Annotated in this window: 18 protein-coding genes; 16 read left to right on the forward strand and 2 right to left on the reverse strand. The window is 43.4% G+C overall.

The features are described 5' to 3' along the window. The first annotated feature begins 58 nt into the window (after window positions 1–58). The 6 genes from rpsB to PGR14_RS01085 all read left to right on the forward strand — a co-directional run bounded on the left by rpsB (window position 59) and on the right by PGR14_RS01085 (window position 6,869). Window positions 59–802, forward strand: coding sequence for a 30S ribosomal protein S2 (gene rpsB / locus PGR14_RS01060; RefSeq protein ID WP_044999249.1), 744 nt, complete (start codon window positions 59–61; stop codon window positions 800–802). 45 nt (window positions 803–847) lie between these two features. Next, complete coding sequence (gene tsf / locus PGR14_RS01065; RefSeq protein WP_044999250.1) at window positions 848–1,780, forward strand: translation elongation factor Ts; 933 nt, start codon at window positions 848–850, stop codon at window positions 1,778–1,780. A 304-nt stretch (window positions 1,781–2,084) separates the two neighbouring features. Continuing rightward, complete coding sequence (locus PGR14_RS01070) at window positions 2,085–2,222, forward strand: hypothetical protein (protein WP_156330620.1); 138 nt, start codon at window positions 2,085–2,087, stop codon at window positions 2,220–2,222. A gap of 444 nt (window positions 2,223–2,666) precedes the next feature. Next, window positions 2,667–3,893 carry an efflux RND transporter periplasmic adaptor subunit gene (locus PGR14_RS01075; RefSeq protein ID WP_082424141.1) on the forward strand — a complete coding sequence of 409 codons (1,227 nt, stop codon included), beginning with the start codon at window positions 2,667–2,669 and terminating at the stop codon, window positions 3,891–3,893. A 3-nt stretch (window positions 3,894–3,896) separates the two neighbouring features. Continuing rightward, complete coding sequence (locus PGR14_RS01080; RefSeq protein WP_055247216.1) at window positions 3,897–5,597, forward strand: hypothetical protein; 1,701 nt, start codon at window positions 3,897–3,899, stop codon at window positions 5,595–5,597. A gap of 15 nt (window positions 5,598–5,612) precedes the next feature. Then, the gene (locus PGR14_RS01085) at window positions 5,613–6,869 is read left to right on the forward strand and encodes an ABC transporter permease (RefSeq protein WP_055247218.1); all 1,257 of its coding nucleotides are present in this window, start codon (window positions 5,613–5,615) and stop codon (window positions 6,867–6,869) included. Window positions 6,870–6,951: 82 nt separating this feature from the next. On the opposite strand, the gene PGR14_RS01090 is transcribed toward PGR14_RS01085, so the two are convergent. After that, entirely contained in the window at window positions 6,952–7,887 is a 936-nt protein-coding gene (locus tag PGR14_RS01090; RefSeq protein WP_055247220.1) for a LysR family transcriptional regulator, read from the reverse strand. A gap of 139 nt (window positions 7,888–8,026) precedes the next feature. Here PGR14_RS01090 and PGR14_RS01095 point away from each other — a divergent pair, with 139 nt between their 5' ends. The 4 genes from PGR14_RS01095 to PGR14_RS01110 all read left to right on the forward strand — a co-directional run bounded on the left by PGR14_RS01095 (window position 8,027) and on the right by PGR14_RS01110 (window position 16,045). After that, window positions 8,027–9,463, forward strand: a complete 1,437-nt coding sequence (locus tag PGR14_RS01095; RefSeq protein ID WP_055247222.1) for an aspartate ammonia-lyase — start codon at window positions 8,027–8,029, stop codon at window positions 9,461–9,463. A 97-nt stretch (window positions 9,464–9,560) separates the two neighbouring features. Further along, window positions 9,561–13,178 (forward strand): ABC transporter ATP-binding protein/permease, encoded by a 3,618-nt coding sequence (locus tag PGR14_RS01100; protein ID WP_055247224.1) that lies wholly within the window; start codon window positions 9,561–9,563, stop codon window positions 13,176–13,178. Window positions 13,179–13,203: 25 nt separating this feature from the next. Further along, window positions 13,204–14,604, forward strand: coding sequence for a uracil-xanthine permease family protein (locus PGR14_RS01105; protein WP_055247226.1), 1,401 nt, complete (start codon window positions 13,204–13,206; stop codon window positions 14,602–14,604). Window positions 14,605–15,151: 547 nt separating this feature from the next. Then, window positions 15,152–16,045: a LysR family transcriptional regulator gene (locus tag PGR14_RS01110; protein WP_008375245.1), complete on the forward strand. Its 894-nt coding sequence runs from the start codon at window positions 15,152–15,154 to the stop codon at window positions 16,043–16,045. 188 nt (window positions 16,046–16,233) lie between these two features. Here the strand turns inward: PGR14_RS01110 and PGR14_RS01115 are convergent, their stop codons facing one another. Further along, on the reverse strand, window positions 16,234–18,609 hold the full coding sequence (locus PGR14_RS01115) for a phosphoketolase family protein (RefSeq protein ID WP_008375246.1): 2,376 nt from the start codon (window positions 18,607–18,609) through the stop codon (window positions 16,234–16,236). A 310-nt stretch (window positions 18,610–18,919) separates the two neighbouring features. Between PGR14_RS01115 and PGR14_RS01120 the strand changes: the two genes are divergently transcribed. From PGR14_RS01120 to PGR14_RS01145, 6 genes are all read left to right on the forward strand, one after another. After that, entirely contained in the window at window positions 18,920–19,834 is a 915-nt protein-coding gene (locus tag PGR14_RS01120; protein ID WP_055247228.1) for a nucleotidyltransferase family protein, read from the forward strand. Window positions 19,835–19,856: 22 nt separating this feature from the next. Further along, a complete protein-coding gene (locus PGR14_RS01125) occupies window positions 19,857–20,567 on the forward strand; it encodes a YveK family protein (protein WP_070098610.1) in 711 nt (236 codons plus the stop codon). After that, window positions 20,564–21,340 carry a class B sortase gene (locus tag PGR14_RS01130; RefSeq protein WP_055247232.1) on the forward strand — a complete coding sequence of 259 codons (777 nt, stop codon included), beginning with the start codon at window positions 20,564–20,566 and terminating at the stop codon, window positions 21,338–21,340. Before PGR14_RS01125 ends, PGR14_RS01130 begins: the two co-directional genes overlap by 4 nt. Beyond that, window positions 21,330–22,313 (forward strand): LCP family protein, encoded by a 984-nt coding sequence (locus tag PGR14_RS01135; RefSeq protein WP_055247234.1) that lies wholly within the window; start codon window positions 21,330–21,332, stop codon window positions 22,311–22,313. The genes PGR14_RS01130 and PGR14_RS01135 overlap by 11 nt, the downstream gene beginning before the upstream one ends. A 63-nt stretch (window positions 22,314–22,376) precedes the next feature. Beyond that, window positions 22,377–22,985: a hypothetical protein gene (locus tag PGR14_RS01140; protein ID WP_055247236.1), complete on the forward strand. Its 609-nt coding sequence runs from the start codon at window positions 22,377–22,379 to the stop codon at window positions 22,983–22,985. 85 nt (window positions 22,986–23,070) lie between these two features. Beyond that, window positions 23,071–23,775, forward strand: a complete 705-nt coding sequence (locus PGR14_RS01145) for a CpsB/CapC family capsule biosynthesis tyrosine phosphatase (RefSeq protein ID WP_055247238.1) — start codon at window positions 23,071–23,073, stop codon at window positions 23,773–23,775. Window positions 23,776–23,814 lie beyond the last annotated feature (39 nt).

Genomic DNA, 23,814 nt, shown 5'->3' on the forward strand with positions numbered 1-23,814 from the left:
CAAGCATGGTTCGCGGACATAAGCACACGGAAGTAAAAAACCAATGGAGGAAAGAAACATGAGCGTTATTTCAATGAAACAACTTTTAGAAGCAGGTGTTCATTTCGGACATCAGACAAGAAGATGGAACCCTAAGATGGCAGAGTACATCTACACAGAAAGAAATGGTATCTACATCATCGACCTTCAGAAATCTGTAGGTAAAGTAGATGAAGCTTACCAGGCAGTATCTGACATCGCAGCAGAAGGTGGAAAGATCCTTTTCGTAGGAACAAAGAAACAGGCTCAGGATGCTATCAAGACAGAAGCAGAACGTTGCGGAATGTACTATGTTAACGAAAGATGGCTTGGAGGAATGCTTACAAACTTCAAGACAATCCAGAGCAGAATCGCTCGTCTGAAAGAAATCGAAGCTATGTCAGAAGACGGAACATTCGATGTACTGCCGAAGAAAGAAGTTATCGAAATCAAGAAAGAATGGGAAAAGCTTGAAAAGAACCTTGGCGGAATCAAAGAAATGAAGAGAATCCCGGATGCTATCTTTGTAGTAGATCCTAAGAAAGAAAGAATCTGTGTTCAGGAAGCTCACACACTTGGAATCCCGCTGATCGGTATTGCTGATACAAACTGTGATCCGGAAGAACTTGATTATGTAATTCCAGGAAACGATGATGCTATCAGAGCTGTAAAACTTATCGTATCTAAGATGGCTGATGCTGTAATCGAAGCAAACCAGGGCGAAGCAGAAGAAGTTTACGAAGGCGAAGACGTAGAAACAGCTGAAGAAACAACAGAAGAATAATTCGAACAATCCAAAAGATCATATTGAAAGATGGAGGAAAAAATCATGGCAATCACAGCAAGCATGGTAAAAGAATTAAGAGAAATGACAGGCGCTGGTATGATGGACTGCAAAAAAGCTCTGAACGAATCTAACGGAGATATGGATGCAGCAATCGAATACCTCAGAAAGAACGGCGAAGCTAAGGCTGTTAAGAAAGCCGGACGTATCGCAGCTGAAGGTATTGTTATGGCAGACGTTAAAGAAGATAAGACAGCAGCTATCGTAGAAGTTAACTCTGAGACAGACTTCGTTGCTAAGAACGCTGATTTCCAGGCATTCGTAAAAGCAGTTGTTAATCAGGCACTTACTACAAAAGCTACAGATATGGAAGGATTCATGGCTGAAGCTTGGAACGAAGATGCTTCTAAGACAGTTAACGATGCACTTACAGAAAAGATTTCTGTAATCGGAGAAAAGCTCAGCATCAGAAGATTCGAAAAGATCGTTACAGATGGCTGTGTAGTATCTTACATTCACGGTGGCGGACGTATCGGTGTTCTTGTAGAAGCTGATACAGCAGTTGTTAACGATGCTGTTAAAGAAGCTCTGAAAAACGTAGCTATGCAGGTAGCAGCTTTAAATGCTAAGTATGTAAGCCAGGCAGATGTAGATGCTGATTACATCGCACATGAGAAAGAAATTCTTCTTGCTCAGATCATGAACGACCCGAAAGAATCTCAGAAACCGGAAAAGGTTATCCAGGGAATGATTTCCGGACGTATCAACAAAGAGATGAAGGAAATCTGTCTGTTAGATCAGGTATATGTAAAAGCTGAAGACGGAAAACAGTCTGTAGCTAAATACCTTGACGAAGTTGGAAAAGCTAACGGAACAACTATCACTCTGAAGAAATTCGTTCGTTTCGAGACAGGTGAAGGTCTTGAAAAGAAAAATGAAGATTTCGCAGCTGAAGTTGCAGCTCAGATGAACGCATAATCTTACAGTTCGCATAAGAATTTGAACCGTATGATTATCATGTAAATCAACGAAAAACCTTGAATTTCCTATGAAAATGGGATGATTCAAGGTTTTTTTGCGTTGCCAAGCATGCGACAAAAAGGTCCGGTGGACCTTTTTTAGTGTTGAGGAATAAATTTTGACTTATCGAAAATTACCGCTATTTATGCATGGAATTGGGTAAAAGTTGGGGAGTGAGTTGGGGAATTTCAATTTCCCAACTGGCGTGTGAAACTTCGCCTCATTCTTCTAAAATAAGTAGGCGAAGATTGCCTGTTTTAATTTGTTAGATTCTGTTCTTGCAAGTACGATGATTTCCAACAGTGAGTATATCGTGATGCTTAATCAGGCAGAGCCGGACAGAGCAAAACTGGCAACACTACTAAATATCTCCACAGAACAGATGGGATATATGCGGTGAAGAGTTGAAGGTTATGGACAAAGTTACGGAGCGATTGTTGTGGGGAGATTATTTATGTAGAAATAAAAGAACGAGAGTTCAGTCAAAAGATTATATGACACAGAAATGAACGAAAATTTAAGAAAATCTAAATAGTATTTCCAACTGTTTTCCAGTATACTGAAACTATAATTGGACATTGGAACTTAAGTTATGTGGTGAGGGTATAGTGCGATAACTTAGAGGGACAAATTGGATCTGGAAAGTGCTGCGGCTTCCTTATTGAGGCAATGGAGAGGAAACTCAGGAATCGTGGAAGCCTTTGCTGAACACGATTCCCGCTTTCAGAGGTTCCGCGGAATGGTTTGCCGAAGGAAAGCCGCAGCACTTTCTATATACACTTTGTCGGACTAACTTCAACAAACTTTTACACCTTAAAAGTAGAATGATGAGGAGGGAATGAAAATGAATGTAAATGGGAATTTCAAAGACAATCTGATGGGGAAGAAAAAGGTGATTTTTATTGGATGCCTTATTTTTGCAGTCGCTCTGATTGCCGCAATCCTGCACATGGTTTCGGGAGGGGGAAAGGATTCCGCGAAGAACATCCTCTACGCGGATAAGGTCAGCGTGATCACCGGAAACGGAAGCGGAACCGTGAATCGCTTTGCAGGCGTTGTGGAGGCGCAGGATACTTTAAAAATCTCACTTTCAGAAGGACAGAAAGTGAAAGAGATTTTCGTGGAAAAAGGGCAGGAAGTGGAGCCTGGGACGAAACTCTTTGAATATGATACAGAGGAGCTTGCGATGACACTGGAGCAGGGAAATCTGGAGCTGGAAAAGATAGGAAACAGTATTTCCAATCTGAATTCACAGATTGCGGCCTTAACGACAGAGAAAAAGAATGCATCGGCAGGTGAGCAGCTTTCTTATACAACGCAGATCCAGGAGCTGCAGACGAATGTAAAACAGGAAGAATATAATTATAAAGTAAAAGAACTGGAAGTGAACCGGACGAAGAAGAGTCTGGAATCATCCACGGTGACATCCACGATTGCAGGAATTATCCAGGAGATCAATCCGGATCCTGGTTATGATGATTACAGTGGAGAAAAGCAGGCATTTATGAGCATTCTTTCTACCGGAAAATACCGAATTAAGGGAAAAATCAGTGAACAGAATATCGGTGAGCTTCAGCCGGGAATGGATGTGACGGTGCGGGCAAGGAATAACCAGGAGGAAATCTGGAAGGGATCTGTAGATGTGATCGACACAGAAAAACCGGAGAGCAGTTCACAAAGCGAGATGTATTCCGGTTCGGATTCTTCTGCCCGGGCAACTAAGTATCCATTTTATGTAACGCTTGAAACCAGTGATGGTCTGATGCTGGGACAGCATGTATATATCGAGCCTGGAACCGGAGTAAATACAGAGGGATTACATCTGATGACTGCTTATATTGTAGATGCAGACGGGAAAGAGCCTTACGTCTGGGTAGCAAATAAAAAGGACAGACTGGAAAAGAGAAATGTAAAGCTTGGTGCTTATGATGAGGAGCAGGATACATGGGAAATCACAGAAGGACTGAAAGAGACGGATTACATTGTCTGGCCGGATGGAGAATGTAAAGAAGGAGCAGCCGTTCAGAAGAACGAAAATGTACAGGCAGGAGGCATGGAAGAGGGGGAATAAAGGATGACTTTTCAAAAAAGAAATAAGAAAAAAATTCTTCAGATCGGGATTGCTTTGGTTGTCTGTGTATGTTTCATTGGAGGCGGCACTTTATTTGCAATGAAAAAAAGTGAAAAAGCGGTCAAGGTAGCACCGGTAGCCAGTATGAGTAATGGTGGATGGTATTCAGAATCGGATATTTATGATTATGCGAAGGTGCAGGCAGGTGCGAGCCAGGACATTTACCATGATGATACCCTTACGATCAAGGAGATTTATGTCAAATCAGGGGATACGGTGAAGATCGGCGATCGTCTGGTTGCCTATGATACTACGCTTGCAGGACTTGAGCAGGAAATGAAGCAGATGGAGATTCAGGGGATTGAACTGAATATTCAGAATCAAAAGGCAGAATTAGAGCAGTTGAAAAATGCAAAGATTGTTGCGTCTGTTGAAAGAAGTCAGGATGAACTACGAAAAATGACTGCAAAAGGAACCAGACCTGGAATAATACGGACTGCAGATGCAAAGAAAAATGAAGGGGAAAATCCGGATACTTCCGAAAATCCTGAGCAGCCGGAGACACCAGAAAATCCGGAAGGACCGGAAAAACCATCAATCGGGAAACCGTTTCCGGAAGAACTGAAGGATAAGATCATTTATAAAGAGATTACAAAGGACGCTGCTCCTTATAATGAAGATGGAGATGGAACAAAGGAAAAGCCGTATCGCTATCTTTGTGCGCCGGGAGCAACGGTGAATGCGGAGTTCATGCTGAAAATGCTGGAAGAGAGGGCAGTCTGTATCTTTGATGTAGTGGATCAGGAGAAGGAACCGACGCTTCTTTTATACTCCTGGACGCTGGACGGAAAGACCGGACAGGTGATAAAGCCCGAAAATCCGGAACAGCCGGAGACACCGGAAGAGCCGAAAATTCCGGACGAACCGGATAATCCTGGTGGATATGAGGAGCCGGATCCGGGAGATGCAGATGGAATGACCAGGGAAGAGCAGGCAAAGCAGATCCAGGAAAAAGAACAGAAGATCAAGGACCTGGATCTGGAAAAGCGAACAGCACAACTGGAATTGAAAAAGCTGGATAAAAAAGTAAATAATGGTGTTGTAAAAAGTACAGTAGAGGGAACGGTAAAATCTGTACTTGACGAAGAAGAGGCAAAGCTGGAGAATAAACCGGTTATATCTGTGACCGGAAAAAATGGTTGTTATGTAATCGGAGGGATTGCCGAAAGCAGCTATGATAAATTAAAAGAGGGTATGAATGTGATGGTGACTTCCTGGAATACGGGGAACTCTTATGAGGCAACGATCACCAGTATCGGTAATTCACCGGTTGAAAGTATGAAGAGCAGCGAGAATCCTAATATGTCCTACTATCCGTTTACTGCAGTGGTTGAAAAAGATGCAGATCTTTCATCTGGTGAGGGTGTCAGTATTTCCGTAGACGGACTTTCGGGTGACAGTGGGAATTCGATTTACCTGGAACAGATGTTCATAAGAGAAGACGGAAACCGCTCCTATGTATACAAGAAAGGAAAACATGGAAGGCTGGAAAAGCAGTATGTAGAGGGTGGAAAAAATATGTACGGTTCCATTGAAATCGTTTCCGGACTTACCATGGAGGATGAGATTGCATTTCCGTATGGAAGAAATGTAAAAGAGGGTGCGAAGACAAAGACAGTGGAGTCATTGTATGATTATAATTAATGAGGGGGTGAGGAGATGCTTGAAGATATCAGGCTGGCATTTCAGGGAATCTGGAGTCATAAGTTGCGGTCTGCGCTGACGATGCTTGGTATTATTATCGGAATCGGATCGATCATTGCAATTGTTTCAACGATCAAAGGAACCAATGAGCAGATCAAGAAAAATCTGGTTGGCGCGGGAAATAATGCGGTCAATATCCAGCTTTATCAGGGAGACTGGACACTGGATCTGTCTTATCAGGAGGTTCCGGATGGAATACCGGAGATTTCAGATCAGGTACTTGGTGAGATCCAGACACTGGATGAGGTGGAAAGTGCAGCCCTTTATCACAGACGGAATGAATATGATGCTGTATATGCAGGCAGTCAGAAGCTGGCAAGCTGTAATATTTTTGGAATAGATTCCAATTATCTGGATGCCTATGGATTTCAGATCACAAAAGGGCGTGGCTTTTCCAAAAAAGATTTTACTGCAAACCGAAAAGTTGTGCTGCTTGATAAAACGACAGCCACAGCTCTATTCCCGGATGGAAATGTGATTGGAAAGATTATTGAGGTTAAAGGGGAGCCATTTACGGTGATCGGTATGATGGCGAGAAAAGAAAATTCACAGCCGGTGATCAATTCGATGGAAGACTATTATCGTTATGTATCCACGGATGGAAGTGGAACGATCTGTATTCCGGATACACTGTGGCCGATTATTTATCAGTACGATGAACCGCAGAATCTGGTTGTCCGCGCGACAAGCACAGATGAGATGACTGCGGCAGGAGAAAAGGCGGCAGATATCCTGAACAGTTACCTGACCGTGTCTGATGAGACGATAAAGTATAAAGGGGAAGATCTTCTGGAACAGGCGAACCAGATCCAGGAGATCAGCAGCTCGACGAACCAGCAGCTGCTCTGGATTGCAAGCATTTCACTTCTGGTTGGCGGGATCGGTGTTATGAATATTATGCTGGTGTCTGTGACAGAAAGAACGAGAGAAATCGGTCTGAAAAAGGCACTGGGGGCAAGAAAAAGAAGGATCCTGACGCAGTTTCTGACGGAAGCGGCAGTACTTACCCTTCTCGGAGGTCTGATCGGTGTGGCAGGAGGGATTGCGCTTGCCTATATTATTTCCGCAGTCTCGGCAGTTCCGGTGGCAATCAGCGGAGTGTCCATTCTGGTCGGAGTAGTATTTTCCACACTGATCGGAATTATTTTCGGACTCCTTCCGTCGGTGAAGGCGGCGAACATGAATCCAATCGATGCACTGAGAAGTGAGTAGGTTTATGTAGAGAAGAATTATTTGTCGGATCCAAGATTGCAGATAAATAGATAGTATCTGTTCTGCAGGAAAGTGGCGTGCCTTACTGGCACGCCATTTTTAAAAATTCTTCCATTGCCCTTGTCTGGTAGCGACCATTTTTCCAGTAGAACCGGATGTCACGGCTGCTTTCGCATGCAGGAAGCTTATAGTACACCACATCAGAGGTAAGAGGTACTTTTGAGAGCATGATATCTCCGATAAAAGAGATCCCCATGCCGGAGCAGGTGATGTTGTAAGAAGTCATCTGCTGATCCATTTCCAGGATGATATTTGGTTCAAAGAGATTGTTCTGGCAGATCATACGGGCACGTTTTCCAGTGTCGTTTTCCGGTTTCAGCATAATAAAAGGCTCACTTTTAAAGCGTGTCAGAGGAACGGGAGGACAGGATTCTTCCAGAAATTTTTTGCTCAGGATATCTTCTACAGGAAGCTGATAGGAGCGCAGCGTATTATTGATCGGGAATGCTCCCGGAACAGCAAGGATCAGGTGCTCTTCCTGAAATTTACGGTAGCCGTAGATGGTGGCATCCAGAACACTGCTGTCCAGCATCAGATCCAGCTGCCCGTGTCGCAGCATACGGGCAAGATTGGCAGTGGTTTCTTCAACCAGGCTGATTTGGATCAGAGGATATCTGCGGGCAAAATCCGCGATCAGCGAAGGCAGGATCCAGGAGGAAAACAAGTTGCTTCCTCCGAGGGTGAGTGTTCCTTTTTTTAGGTCGCCCCAGTCATTTGCAAATCCTTCAAATTCATTCTGGATACTTTTTATTTTTTCTACCGCTTTGATATACTGTACCCCACATTCGGTAAGGGAAAGTGGTTTGGTACTCCGGTCAAAGATCGGATATCCGATGTGATGCTCGACACGCTTTACGTTGGCACTGAGTGAAGGCTGTGAGATAAATAACTTCTCAGCCGCCTTGGAAAAGCTTTTTTCCAGATAAACTTCATAGACATATTCCATTCCCTGAAACATAGGTATTCTCCTTTGACATAGTTTTAAAATTATAGTTACTATAAAAATATATGTATTAGATTATATTGTAACACAGAGCTATAATGAAAACAACAAAGGCAATACGCCAGAGAAAAATGGAAAATCGAGGGATTTTGAGATGGAAAATGGAAAAGAAAACAAGACAGGTTATCGTGTAGAACAGGATTCAATAGGGGCAAAAGATATTCCAGGAGATGTATATTACGGGGTACAGTCACTGCGTGCTGCGGAGAATTTCCGTATTACCGGGCTGAATATGCATCCGGAGATCATCAACAGTCTTGCGTACATAAAGAAAGCATCTGCGATCACCAACTGCGAGAGTGGGATTCTGGAAAAGAAAAAGGCAAAAGCAATCGTACAGGCATGTGATGAAATCCTTACAGGAAAATTGCATGAGTACTTTATCGTAGATCCGATCCAGGGAGGTGCGGGTACTTCTCTGAACATGAATGCAAACGAAGTCATTGCCAACCGTGCGATTGAGATTCTTGGCGGGAAAAAGGGAGATTATTCAGCAATAAATCCGAATGATGATGTAAACTGCGGACAGTCCACAAATGATGTTATTCCGACAGCTGGCAAGATGACTTCACTCAGACTTCTTCAGAATCTGAAAAAAGAACTGCTCAGACTTCATGGAGCGCTCTGCAAAAAGGCAGAGGAATTTGACCATGTGATCAAAATGGGACGCACCCAAATGCAGGATGCAGTTCCGATCCGTCTGGGTCAGGAATTTCAGGCATATTCCGATGCCATCATGCGTGATATCCACCGTATGGATAATGCGATGGACGAGATGCGTACCGTCAACATGGGTGGAACGGCAGTCGGAACCGGAATCAATGCAGATGAAGCCTATGTAAGCCGCATTGTTCCGAATCTTTCAAAAATATCTGATATTCAGTTTGTCCAGGCTTTTGATCTGATCGATGCAACCCAGAACCTGGATCCGTTTGTGGCAGTATCCGGTGCAGTGAAAGCGTGTGCAGTCACACTTTCCAAGATTGCCAATGACCTGCGTCTGATGTCATCCGGACCAAGAGCCGGATTTGGTGAGATTAACCTTCCGGCAAAGCAAAATGGTTCTTCGATCATGCCGGGAAAAGTGAATCCGGTCATCCCGGAAGTAGTGAACCAGGTCGCATTTAACATCATTGGAAATGATGTGACGATCACGATGGCAGCAGAGGGTGGACAGCTGGAACTGAATGCGTTTGAACCGATCGTATTCTACTGTCTGTTCCAGTCGATCGATACACTTGCATATGCAGTGCAGACTTTTATTGACAACTGTGTGACAGGAATCACAGCCAATGAAGAGAGATGCCGTCAGCTGGTAGAGAACAGCATCGGCGTAATTACTGCAATCTGTCCGCATGTAGGCTATGAGAAAGCAGCGGAAATTGCGAAAAAAGCAATGAAGACCGGGGAATCCATCCGTAATCTGATCCTCAGAGAAGGTCTTTTAAGTGAAAAAGAGATGGAAACCGTTCTGGATCCGGTCAATATGACAGAGCCAGGTATTTCGGGAAAAGAACTTCTCAGAAAATAAAGAATAAAATTTTTCTAAAAGACATGATTTTCTCCTTTTAAGGGTGTACAATGAAACATACGCGTTTCATGAGTTACAACTTAAAAGGAGAATTTTTATGCTTCAAATTCAACATATCTGCAAAGAATACCGTACAGGTACGCTGGTACAGAAGGCACTGGATGATGTAAGCCTGAATTTCAGGAACAATGAATTTGTTGCGATCCTGGGACCGAGTGGTTCGGGAAAGACGACGTTTCTTAACATCATCGGTGGACTGGATCGGTACGATAGTGGTGATCTGATCATCAACGGGATTTCTACGAAAAAATATAAAGACAGAGACTGGGATTCCTATCGGAATCATACAATTGGTTTTGTATTTCAGAGTTATAATCTGATTCCACATCAGACGGTGCTTGCCAATGTGGAGCTGGCACTGACTATTTCTGGGATCGGGAAGGAAGAACGGAAAAAGAGAGCGATTGAGGCTCTGAAAAAAGTTGGTCTTGGGGAGCAGTTGCATAAAAAACCGAGCCAGATGTCAGGCGGACAGATGCAGAGGGTGGCAATCGCCCGTGCGCTGGTCAATGATCCGGATATCCTGCTTGCTGATGAGCCGACAGGAGCGCTGGATACGGCGACCAGTGTGCAGGTTATGGAACTTTTAAAAGAAGTGGCAAAAGACCGGCTTGTTGTAATGGTTACACATAACCCAGAGCTTGCTGAAGAATATGCGACCCGTATCGTAACACTCAAGGACGGAAAGATCCGTTCGGATACGGACGAATTTTATGTCAATGAAGCGGTCATGAAGGAGCCGGAGCATAAGAATATGGGAAAAGCTTCCATGTCATTTCTGACGGCTCTTTCCCTGAGCTTTAATAACTTAAAGACGAAGAAAGCAAGGACTCTTCTGACATCTTTTGCCGGTTCTATTGGAATTATCGGGATTGCACTGATACTGGCACTTTCCAACGGAGTCAATGCCTACATCAAGTCAATTGAAGAAGAGACTCTTTCCGAGTATCCGCTTCAGATCCAGAGTACCGGATTTGATATGACATCGATGATGGTAGGCAATATGGACAGTGGTTCGGGCAGTTCGGATAAGAAGGAGACAAAAAAAGACGGGGAAGTCAAGGTTATGCAGATGATGACCAATATGTTTTCCACGATGGATTCCAATGACCTGAAGTCTTTAAAAGAATATCTGGATGGAGGAAAAAGTGGAATTGAGGACTATACCAGTGCCGTTGAATATTCTTATAATATTTCACCAAGAATCTATCGGCAGAACAAGGATGGTTCCATTCGCCAGGTGAATCCGGACAAATCCTTTGAGTCGCTTGGAATCAGCTCTGGCGCAAGTACCAACAGTTTGATGTCATCGATGATGAGTACGAATGTTTTTTATGAAATGCCTAAGACGGAGGGACTTTATGAGAACCAGTATGATGTGAAGGCGGGACGCTGGCCGCAGAATTATAATGAATGTGTACTGGTGCTGACTTCGGACGGAGGCATGAGTGATTTTCTCCTTTATACTTTGGGACTGCGGGATCAGATGGAACTGGACGAAATGATCCAGGAATTTATCAATGAAGAAGATGTCAATACACCGGCAGATATTGGAAATTACACATACGAGGATATTTTAGACAAAACGTTCAAATTGGTCAATGTATCTGAATGCTATGAATATGACAGCCAGTATAAGGTTTGGAAGGATAAATCCGATAATAAGGAATATATGAAGAAACTCGTGGATCAGGGCGAAGAACTTAAAATCGTCGGAATCGTACAGGCATCGGAAGATGCAAATGCTTCCGCTCTGACACCGGGGATTGGCTATCCGCAGAGACTTACTGAGCATGTCGCAAAAGAGGCTGCAAAAAGTGAGATTGTAAAGGATCAGCTGAAAAATCCGTCAAAGAATGTATTTACTGGAGAACCGTTCGGGACGACAGAAGAGAAGAATGGACTGGATGCGGACAGCCTGTTTACGGTCGATGAGGATGCACTTCAGAAAGCATTTGGTTTTGATAACAGTGTACTTTCCGGTGGATTTTCCGGTGATCTGTTGTCAGCAGATTCAGTGAATCTGGAAAATGCATTCCGGATGGGTGGGGATTCTCTGGATTTGTCCGGGATGATAAATCTGGATCAGATCAGTCTTGACGTGTCCGGTATGCCACAGATGAATCTTGGCGATATGATCGGAAGCCTGGATCTTACCGTAAAACCGGGTGGAATGCAGAAGTTGTCTGAGGGTGTTATGGAAGGTTATCAGGAGTATGTGAAATTCCATCCAGAAGCAGATTATTCAAATCTGGCGAAAGATTTTATGGATTACCTGATGACGGATGAAGCGCAGAAGATCCTGAAAGATAATCTGCAGGAGATCATTGAGAGCACCGGTGGGTTTAAGATTACAATTGATCAGATGCAGGAGCTTGTACAGCGTGTGATGGAAGGATATCAAAAGTATGCTGCGGAAAAAGGATATACAGATCCGGATAAATTTGGAGAATATCTGGCGGAGTATTTACAGACCGAGGAAGCAAAAGAGATTATGAATACCTGGCAGCAGGAGATTTTTGGAGATACGGTGATAAATATTACTTCTGACCAGCTGAAAAAACTGACAAAAGAACTGGCGAGTAGTTATCCGGCATATGCTGCAGCGAATGGAAAAGCAGATCCGACCAAAATGGGAGATTATTTTCTGAACTACCTTGCTACAGCAGATGGAAAACAGCGTCTGATGAACGGGCTTTCCGAGGTGATCGATATGGATCAGCTGGAGAGCCAGTTAAGTGCGACAATGGGAAGTTACATGGCAAAGGCAATGGGAACTTATACCCGAGCAATTTCGGATGTGCTTGAGACACAGATCACTTCGGCAATGAATCAGATCGTCACTCAGATCACAGAAGAAATCGGGAACGCCATGCAGGCTGCCATGGGAAATGTGGGAACCCATCTGCAGAACATGCTTGGAAGTTCGATGAAGATTGATACCGATGCATTTGCAAAGGCATTTCAGATGAATATGACAGAAGATGATCTGAAAGAGCTGATGACATCCATGACAATGAGCGCGACTGCTTCCTATGACAATAATCTGCAGAAGCTTGGATACGTGGATTTTGCGAACCCGAGTCAGATTTCCATATATCCGACGGATTTTGAGAGCAAGGAAAAAGTGGTGAAAATCCTGGATTCTTATAACAGCCGGATGGAAAAAGAAGGAAAAGAGGAACAGATCATCACTTATACCGATATAGTCGGAACACTGATGTCTTCCGTGACAAATATCGTGGATATCATCAGCTACGTGCTGATTGCGTTTGTGGCGATTTCCCTTGTAGTATCTTCAATTATGATCGGGGTTATCACCTACATCAGTGTACTGGAACGGAAGAAGGAGATTGGAATCCTGCGCGCGATCGGGGCATCTAAGAGAAATGTATCGCAGGTATTTAATGCAGAAACCGTTATCATTGGTCTGTGTGCCGGACTGATCGGAATCGGACTGTCACTGCTGCTTCTGATCCCTGGAAATATGATCATCCATGCGGTGGCAGATAATAACAAAATTAATGCATTTTTACCAGTGCTTCCGGCAATTGTGCTGATTCTTTTGAGTATCGGGCTTACCCTGCTCGGTGGAATCATTCCGTCAAGGAAAGCAGCAAAGAGCGATCCGGTGACAGCGCTTAGGACAGAATAAAAAAAGAGAATGAGGGAAAAGGAAAATGGATAAAGAGAAAAATACAAAAGCAGTGAGTGAGGAAAATATTTACTGTCTGAATGGAAGAGTGCCGGTAAAAAAGGCGATTCCGTTCGGACTACAGCATGTTCTGGCAATGTTTGTGTCGAATCTGGCACCGGTGCTGATCGTGTGCAGTGCGGCATTTGTGAGAGGATCGGAGAATCACTTAAGTGCTGCGGAAATTACGCAGCTTCTGCAGTGCGCGATGTTTGCAGCGGGGATCGGGACCTGTCTGCAGCTTTACCCGGTATGGAAGATTGGCTCCAGGCTTCCGATCGTTATGGGAGTCAGTTTTACCTTTCTTGGTAGTCTGCTGATGATCTGTACCAATCCGGAACTTGGATATGAAGGGATGGTAGGTGCGGTGATCGCCGGAGGTATTTTTGAGGGACTGGTAGGAATGAGTGCCAAATACTGGAAACGGCTCCTGACACCGGTAGTATCGGCATGTGTGGTGATTGCGATTGGGCTTTCCCTCTTGTCGGTAGGAATGGATTCCTGGGGCGGTGGAAATGGAGCCGAAGATTTTGGAGCGTGGTATCATCTTCTGGTCGGATTTTTCACACTGGTTGTGTGTCTGGCTGCCCGTTATCTGTTAAAAGGTGTATACAAGAACCTGAATGTACTGGTTGGTCTGGTCTGTGGGTATCTTCTGTCCATTATATTTACTGTGGCAGGGATTGCACCGATGGTTGATTTTTCAGGAATTACAAAGACGATCGAGCAGGTTGGTGTATTCAGCCTTCCAAAGCTTGTATTTTTTACTTCCCATAAACCGGTTTTTGATCTGGGAGCATTCTTTACTATTGCAATTGTATTCCTGGTATCGGCAGCGGAGACAACGGGTGCAACTACTGCAGTGTGTACCGGTGCACTTGGACGGGATATCAAGATGGAGGAACTGCAGGGGTCTCTTGCCGTGGATGGATTTTCCAGTGCGATTTCAGGATGCTTTGGATGTCTGCCGCTTACTTCTTTCAGTCAGAATATCGGGCTCGTCACTATGACGGGAGTTATCAACCGTTTTACTATTCTGATGGGGGCTTTGATTTTGATCCTTGCTTCTCTGTTCCCGCCGCTTGGAGCTTTTTTCAATTCGCTTCCGCAGGCGGTACTTGGAGGATGTACGGTTATGATGTTCGGATCGATCATGTATGAAGGAATCAAGATGCTCAAAGGGTGTGTGTTTGATGACAGAACTATGATCATCGTATCGCTGGCATTCTGTATCGGTGTCGGACTGACACAGACTTCCGGAAACTTCTTTTCCGCATTTCCGAAGGAGGTAGGAGATATTTTTAATGGAAATGCAGTTGCAGGGGTGTTCGTGGTGTCATTGATCTTAAGTATCTGCCTTCCGAAGAAAAAAACAACAGATTTGTAAAATGTGATAAAAATAAGTCAATCAGAAGGAAGAGATGAACGAGGATGAGGACAAAAAGAAAGATCGAAGCGCAGGCGTCTGAACAATTATAATCGAAAAATGTTGAGCAAATAAGGAACTGCGTGCCGGAGATGCGCACTTGCACGAAGATGAAGAATGTCGCAAGCGACCGCGCTCGGCGCGAGAATGTGCCGAGGCACATTCTTTTTTAGTGTGGAAGTGACCAGTTCCAGAAGCTTGTTCATTATATTTGACCAGCTTGGAAGTATTTGCTGTATAGAGCATTGGAATCAATGTAGCAGCGTCCTGGAATTGCTGCATTTCTCCTGGTGAAAATCCGGTTGTGCCGCATACCAGGGCTTTTTGTGTTTCACTACGAGGGAGAGTACCTCCAGACTGGTTTCTCTGGTAGAAAAATCGATGATGACTTGACCGGATCCGCACCGAATATTCAGTAAGCTATGATTCCAATTGTAAGAACTAAAAAAGCATGCTATACTTACGGCAGATGAAAAACTGACAGGATAAGACAACAAAGGAGAGACACATGAATTCTAATTTTGAATATTATAAAGTTTTTTATTATGTGGCGAAGTATGAGAACCTTACAAAGGCATCCAGCGTTCTGAAGACGAGCCAGCCGGCGGTGACGAGAACGATACACAACCTGGAAAATGAACTGGGATGCCGGTTATTTACCAGAAGCAAATCCGGCATGAAGCTGACACCGGAGGGAAGAACCTTTTACAGCTATGTATCGGCAGGGTGCGCCCAGTTTTTTAAAGGGGAAAATGATCTGAGCAATCTGATCAGTCTGGAGAACGGGACAATCTATATCAGTGCGACTGAGACAGCCTTGCACTGCTTCCTGTTCCGGGCAATGGGAGAGTTCAACAGCATTTATCCGAACGTACATTTCAAAATCTTAAATAACAGTACCATGGACTCGGTCAACGCGGTAAAAGAAGGAAAGGTAGACCTTGCATTTGTGTCAACGGATCTGCAGGTAAATAAGCCGCTCAGGATGAAGAAACTGCGGGAATACCATGAGGTGCTGATCGGCGGCAGTCGTTACATAGAATTAAAAGGAAGAAAGATTTCATTGGAGGAGCTTTCGACTTATCCCTGGATCAGCCTGACTTCGGAGGCACTGACCAGAAAATTCCTGAATAATTATTTTGCAGATCATGGTCTGCAGTTTTTGCCGGATATGGAGCTTGCGACGACAGACCTGATCTTGCCGGCAGTCCGTCACAATCTTGGAATTGGATTTGTCCCGGAAGAATTTGCCGAAGAAGAGAAGAAGGCAGAAAATGTATTTGAAATCGAAGTGGAAGAGAAGCTTCCGACCAGAAATATTATTCTGATCTATGATACTGAGTATCCTCAGAGTATTGCATCGAAGGAGTTTCAGAAGTTTCTGAGCAGTCAGAAGAACTAAAGAAGAAATAGATTTTCAAAGTGGATTGTGCAAATCGGTATCCTTTGTAGCCGGGATGTGTATCTGCAAAGAAAAATATAAGGAGAATGCCCCGGAATTTTTTATGTGTGGATCATAATTCCGGAGCATTTTTATATTTGTAAGTATAAAGTTATAAAGTAGAATTTTGGATTAGAAAACGATTGATATTATTTATGCCATTCCCAGTTTCTGATTTCTTCCAGATCCTGTCCATATTCAGCGATGTACTGCTTGTGCTCAACCAGTTTGTCGTTCATCTTCTGAATCAGGAATGATCCCTTATTGCCAAGCTGTGGCAGATGCATGATTGCATCTTTTACAAGGTTGAAACGGTCAATCTGGTTCTGTACACGCATGTCAAATGGAGTAGTGATCGTACCTTCTTCCTGATATCCATGAACAGAAATGTTGTGGTTGTGACGTTCGTATGTCAGCTCATGAATCAGTGTCGGATATCCGTGGAATGCAAAGATAACCGGTTTATCTTTTGTGAAGATTGCATCGTATTCTGCATCACTTAATCCGTGTGGATGTTTGTGGTCTGATTCCAGTTTGAACAGGTCAACTACATTGACAACGCGGATCTTGAGCTCTGGCATTTCATCACGAAGGATAGTAACAGCAGCCATAACTTCAAGAGTAGGAGTGTCACCGCAGCAAGCCATAACAACATCTGGTTCTTCACCGCAGTCATTACTTGCCCATTCCCAGATACCGATACCCTGTGTACAATGCTTTACAGCCTGTTCCATAGTCAGCCACTGGCAGCTTGGATGTTTAGACGCTACGATTGCATTGACATAGTTCTTACTCTTGATGCAGTGGTCGAAGCATGAGAGTAAGCAGTTTGTATCCGGTGGTAAATACATGCGGACAACGTCTGCCTTTTTATTGGCAATGTGATCCAGAAATCCTGGATCCTGATGTGTAAATCCGTTATGATCCTGTTGCCATACATTAGATGTCAGGATAAAGTTCAGCGAAGCAATCGGCTGTCTCCATGAAAGCTGGTTGCAGACCTTCAGCCATTTTGCATGCTGTGCTGCCATAGAGTCAACGATACGGATGAATGCTTCATAGCTTGCAAAGAATCCATGACGTCCTGTCAGAAGATATCCTTCCAGCCATCCTTCACACATATGTTCACTTAACATACCGTCCATGATACGTCCGTCTCTTGCAAGGCAGTCATCAGTGTCAAGCAAGTCTGCCTGCCAGTCACGTTTCTGTTCTTCAAATACTTTGTACAGACGGTTGGACATACTTTCATCTGGTCCGAAGATACGGAAGTTCTTACTGTCTTCATTTAATTTGAAGATGTCGCGGATGTATCCGCCAAGTTCGATCATATCCTGTGCTTTTGTCTTGCCAGGTTCTACTTCGATTCCGTATGAGCGGAAATCCGGAAGACGAAGGTCTTTCAGAAGAAGTCCGCCATTTGCATGCGGGTTTGCACCAAGACGGGCATCTCCCTTTGGAGCAAGTTCTGCAAGTTCCGGAATCAGACGTCCTTTTTCATCGAAGAGTTCTTCTGCATGGTAGCTTTCCAACCATTCTTTCAGAAGGTCAAGATGTTCTGGTGATTCCATAGAAAGCGGTACCTGATGTGCACGGAAAGATCCTTCAATCTGGAGTCCGTCAACAACCTTTGGTCCTGTCCATCCCTTTGGAGTACGAAGAACGATCATTGGCCAGAACGGACGGGTAGGATCATTGTTTTCACGGGCATTTTTCTGGATTGCTTTGATTTCTTCGATGCAGGCATCCATAGTCTCAGCCATTTTTCTGTGCATAGTCATCGGATCATCACCTTCTACGAAGTAAGGTTTCCATCCGCAGCCCTTGAAGAAGTTTTCTACTTCCTCATGAGAAATACGTGAGAAAATGGTCGGGTTACTGATCTTGTATCCGTTCAGATGAAGGATTGGAAGAACAGCACCGTCTGTGATCGGGTTCAGGAATTTGTTGGACTGCCATGAAGTAGCAAGCGGCCCTGTTTCAGCTTCACCGTCACCGACAACAACTGTAGCGATAAGATCTGGGTTGTCCAGAACAGCACCAAAGCCGTGAGCAATTGAATATCCAAGTTCTCCACCCTCATTGATAGAACCTGGTGTTTCTGGAGCACAGTGACTCGGAACTCCGCATGGGAATGAGAACTGCTTGAACATTTTCTTCATGCCTTCCTCATTCTGGCTGATGTTCGGATAAACTTCACTATAAGAACCTTCCAGATAAGTGTTGGCGATCAGGAAGTTTCCGCCATGTCCTGGACCGGAAAGAAGAATCATATCCAGATCATAACGTTTGATGACACGGTTGCAGTGTACATAGATGAAGTTTTGTCCAGGTACGGTTCCCCAGTGTCCGACGATTTTTTTCTTGATCTGATCCATGGTCAATGGCTTTTTCAGAAGCGGATTATCAAGAAGGTATAACTGACCGGCTGACAGGTAGTTGGCAGCACGCCAGTAGGCATTCATTTTGTTGAGCAGTTCATCAGATAATGGCTGCTTTTCAAGACATAATTTATTGTCTTCCATTTTTGTACCTCTCTCTTTCTCTAGTTCATTTTTGTTATTTTTTTAACTGAGTTCATCATATCATGAGTAAAAGATAACGTAAAATAGCAATAATGAATTATATTCATATCAAAATGTTATGGATAGGAAGAGGGGGAGTTCCTTAATTTCGTAATAGGTGGTAGACATTGTGGAAAAATTGAAGTATAATTACGAATAGCTGTTTTTATGTAAGATTTTTGAATAAAGCGTTTAAAATGTTAATGTTTTGACGGAGAAAAACAGTGTATATAATGTAGATTGACAGTTTTTTAGTGAGGGAGAATTTATTATGAAGACTACTCTGATTATTATGGCAGCAGGAATCGGTTCAAGATTTGGAACAGGAATCAAGCAGCTCGCCAAGATGTCTCCGAATGGGGAGATCATTATGGATTACTCTATTTATGATGCAAAAGAAGCTGGTTTTGACAAGGTTGTATTTATTATCAGAAAAGATATTGAAGAAGAATTCCGTTCTGTAATCGGGAATCGTATCGGAGATCAGATCGAGGTGGAATATGTATATCAGGATCTTGCAGATATTCCAGCTGGTTTTGAAGTTCCGGAGGGACGTACCAAACCTTGGGGAACTGGTCAGGCAGTCCTGTGTTGTAAAGATGTAGTAAAAGAACCGTTTGTGATCATCAATGCAGATGATTATTATGGAAAGGAAGCGTTTAAGCTTCTCCATGATTACTTGATTGCGCACGCAGAGACAGCAGATAAGATGCAGATGGGAATGGCTGGTTTTATTCTGAAGAATACGGTTAGTGAAAATGGAACAGTTACCCGCGGCGTATGTGTGGTAGATGAAAATGGAATGCTTGAACAGATCCATGAGACGACTGGAATCAGTATCCAGGCTGACGGGGTACACTGCGACAGCGAAGCGGTTCAGAAATGGATCACACCAGATTCTAATGTATCCATGAATATGTGGGCTGGTTATCCGGATTTCATTCAGGTTCTGGATGAGAGATTCGCAGAATTTTTAAAAGATGAAGCAGGAGATCCTTTAAAAAAAGAATATCTTCTTCCAAATATTGTAGGAGATCTTTTAAAAGAAGGAAATGTGGATGTAAAGGTTCTGGAAACACACGATAAATGGATCGGTATTACTTATAAAGAAGATACAGAACTTGCACAGGCCGGATTCAAGAAGATGACAGAAGATGGCGTTTATCCGGAAAAATTGTGGAATTAAAGAACAGAAGAGGAAAAAAACTATGAGTGAGTTGAAACAGTTAGAAATGCAAAAAGATGATGAGATGGAGATTGATCTCGGAGAAATTTTTCATTTGCTGATGAATAAATTGTGGATAATTGTTTTGTGTTTTATCATAGGAGCGACACTTGCGTTTGGTGGTACGAAACTGCTGATCACACCGAAATATTCCGCTTCCTCAATGATTTATATCTTAACAAAAACAACAAGTGTGACATCCCTTGCAGATATTCAGATGGGTACGCAGCTTACAGCAGACTTTGAGATTTTGGCAACGAGCCGTCCTGTTCTCGAAGAAGTAATTGAAAAATTAAATCTGGATTATACATATGAAGAGTTAAAAAGTATGATTCAGACAGATAATCAGACAGATACCCGTATTTTGAGATTTACTGTTTTGGATGCAAACGCTAAAGAAGCAAAGAAAATTGCAAATGAACTTGCGGATGTGACAGCTGAGAGAGTGGCATATGTAATGTCCAGTGACAAGCCGAAGGTTGTTGAAGAAGCTGTTGTGCCAAAATATCCTTCTTCACCGAATACTAAGAAGAATACTGCAATGGGTGGACTTGCATTTGCGTTTGTGGCAGCTACTGTTATTGTACTTCGTTATCTCATGAATGATACAATTCAGACAGAAGAAGATATTAAAAAATATCTTGGACTTCATATGCTTGCAGCGATTCCGACAGAAAAGAGGGAATCGATTTGAAAGACAGGACAAGAAAGATTATTGTTGCGGTGTTGCTTGTGATAGCAGTCTGCTGTGCAGGTTATCTGATTTGGTATTACGCCACGGCGGCAAAGACGAAGCAGTCGTATGATGATGCAAAAAAGCTGGCAACGGAAAATGTGAAACCGTCAAAAACAGATAGTGATGACGGAGAGCAGACAAAGCCGGAGATACCGGTTGATTTTACTGCTCTTCAGGAAAAAAATCCGGACATTTACGCATGGATTAAGATTGATGGAACAACCGTTGATTATCCGGTTTGCCAGAATAATGAGGATGATAATTATTATCTATCTCATACCTGGGAACGGGTAGAAGCGGCGGATGGTGCTATTTTTACACAGGCATGCAACAGTAAGAATTTTACAGATTTCAATACGGTTATTTACGGACATCAGATGGGTGAGGGTGTAGATACCATGTTTCATACACTGGATCGTTATCTGGAAGAAGGATATATTGAAAAATATCCAAATGTGATCATTTATACACCAGATCATGTTCTGACTTACCGGATTTTTGCGGCAGTTATTTATGATGACCGTCATCTGATCAACTCTTTCAATTATGTAATGGATGACCAGAGACAGGCTTTCCTGGATTCACTTCAGGATTCCAGAGACCTGAGAAGCCGTTACAGTGATATCGAAAGCGTAGGAACAGAAGACCGGATCCTGTCGCTCAGTACCTGTGTGACGGGAGAATCAAACCATAGACTTCTTGTGGAGGCGGTTCTGACAAATGAAGAATAGAAATCTGGTAATCGTGATACTTGCAGTTATCTGCGCAGGGCTGTTGGCAGGTGTCGTTTATACGGTTACAAAAGGGAAAAGCGGTACGCAGAAAAAACAGGAGGCATCGGCAGAAGCGGGTGCAGACGAAACGGAATCACAGTCCGGAATCATCGAAGAAGACGGAAAGAAATACAAACTCAACCCGGATATCAAGACCGTTCTGTTCATGGGTGTTGACAAGGAAGAAAAAGCAGATCTTGGTAATAACCCGGGAGAAAACGGACAGAGCGACAGCCTGAATCTTCTGGTCCTTAATAAAGAAGAGAAGACGGCACAGATCATTCAGATTTCCAGAGATTCTATGGTGGGAATCGATATTTATGATGTGACAGGTAACAGGCTGATGACGGAAAATGGGCAGATCGCACTTCAGTACGCATATGGGGACGGGGCAGAAGAGAGCTGCCGTCTGACATCTGAGAAGGTATCAGAACTGATGTATGGCGTGAATGTGGATTCTTATTTTTCACTGACGCTGGAGGGGCTGGTTGCAGCAACCGATGCGGTTGGAGGAATTACTCTTACCGTGCCAGAAGATTATACAGCTGTTGATCCTGCATTTGAAAAAGGTGCAGAAGTTACTCTTAATGGGGAACTTGCTGAAAAATATGTCCGTAAAAGAGATATTGAAGTCCTTGACAGTAACAATCAGCGCATGGAACGTCAGTCACAGTTTATGGATGCTCTGATCGAGAAGATGCAGAGTATTCAAAGCGAAACAGAGTATCTTTCTCTGTACCAGAAATTGGAGGATTACATGACAACAAACATGACTGCGGATGAGATGGAAGAGCTGACAGATTATAAGGTTGCAGAGGACACCGTGAAAGTTCCGGGTGAGATTATTGAGAAAGACGGACATGCGCAGTATCTGGTAGACAATAAAGAATTAAAAAAAATAATATTAAAAATGTTTTACAAAATAATGTAATTGTAGTATAGTATAGCTTGATATAGCGAATATCAAATAAACTATGTGAGGAGGTCAAAGAAAATGAAGTCAAGAATCTTAAAGACAGTTGGTCTTATTGCAGCTATGGTATCCTGCATTGGAATGACGGCATTTGCAGCACCAAGCCCGGCAGCTTCTACAGTTGTTACAGCTGTAAGCAACGCAACAGATACAGATGGTAATGCTGTGAATGTTTCTATCACATCTGAGATCCCGACAGAATACACACAGGCAGTTGCAGACATTAAGACTGAAGCAAAATTGAAAGAAGTAATTGGAAGCGATTTTAATGCGAATATGACAGTTGCTGATGTTAAGGAAGTTACAGCGCCGGAAGGAGCTAAATTCCCACTTAAGATCACATTCGTAATGAAAGGTGTAACAGCTTCTTCTAAAGTTCAGATCCTGCATTACAATAGATCAGCATCAGCTTGGGAGAAGATTGATACAACTGTTGCAGATGGAACAGTAACAGGTACATTTAGTTCACTGTCACCGGTTGCATTTGTTGTTGACAAGACAACTCTTACATCCGCTACAGGAACAGCTACTTCACCGGCTACAAGCGCAACAGCTGTATCAGCAGTTGCAGTACTTGGACTGGCAGCAGTAGCAGCAGTATTCGGTCTTAAAAAGAAAGCTGTTAGATAATTTACAAACATATGTTGAAAGCGCTTCTTTGTGGCAGTAGTCACCGTGAGGGGCGTTTTCTTTTTGACAGGAGAGATACGTTTTGATGTTGGTAGATATTCATTGTCATATTCTTCCGGGAGTGGATGATGGAGCACCGGATATGGAGACTTCCAGAGCAATGATACGGGATGCCTATGAGCAGGGAGTACGTTATATCATTGCGACTCCACATTACAGACCGGAGATGTTTGAGCCTTCCATGAAAAAGGTGATCCGGGTATACCATGAACTTCGCGATTATGCTGAAGAAGTTGGAATTGGACTGAGGCTTGGCTGCGAGTATTACCGGAATGAGCAGATGATCCGGCATCTTGATAAGAAGCTTCGGCCGACGATGCTTGGAAGCAGATATGTTTTGGCAGAGTTTTCAACCAATGACAGTTTTGTCACGGTCCGTAATTACATTTATGAGCTGATCACCAAGGGATATCGACCGATCGTTGCACATGTTGAAAGGTATTTTTGCTGTCAGGAACCGGAGAGAATCCAGGAACTGAAAAAACTTGGAGCACAGATCCAGATAAATGCAGATTCCGTATTGGGATATGAAGGACATACGATTAAAAAGTTCTGTGCCGGCCTGATGAAAGAGGATCTTGTGGATTTTATAGGATCAGATGCACACAATCTGGAGGGGCGGAAGATGAACCTCGGGAAGTGTGCCACTTACGTCAGAAAAAAGATGGGACAGGATTACGCAGAAGAGATTTTTGTAGATAATCCAAGACGGATATGGAAGAGCAGATAAAGAGATTCAGATAGCCCCGCGTGGGGAAGAAAGCAGGTG

This window comes from Coprococcus sp. AF99-45 (assembly GCF_027663865.1).
Lineage (GTDB): Bacteria > Bacillota > Clostridia > Lachnospirales > Lachnospiraceae > Allocoprococcus > Allocoprococcus comes.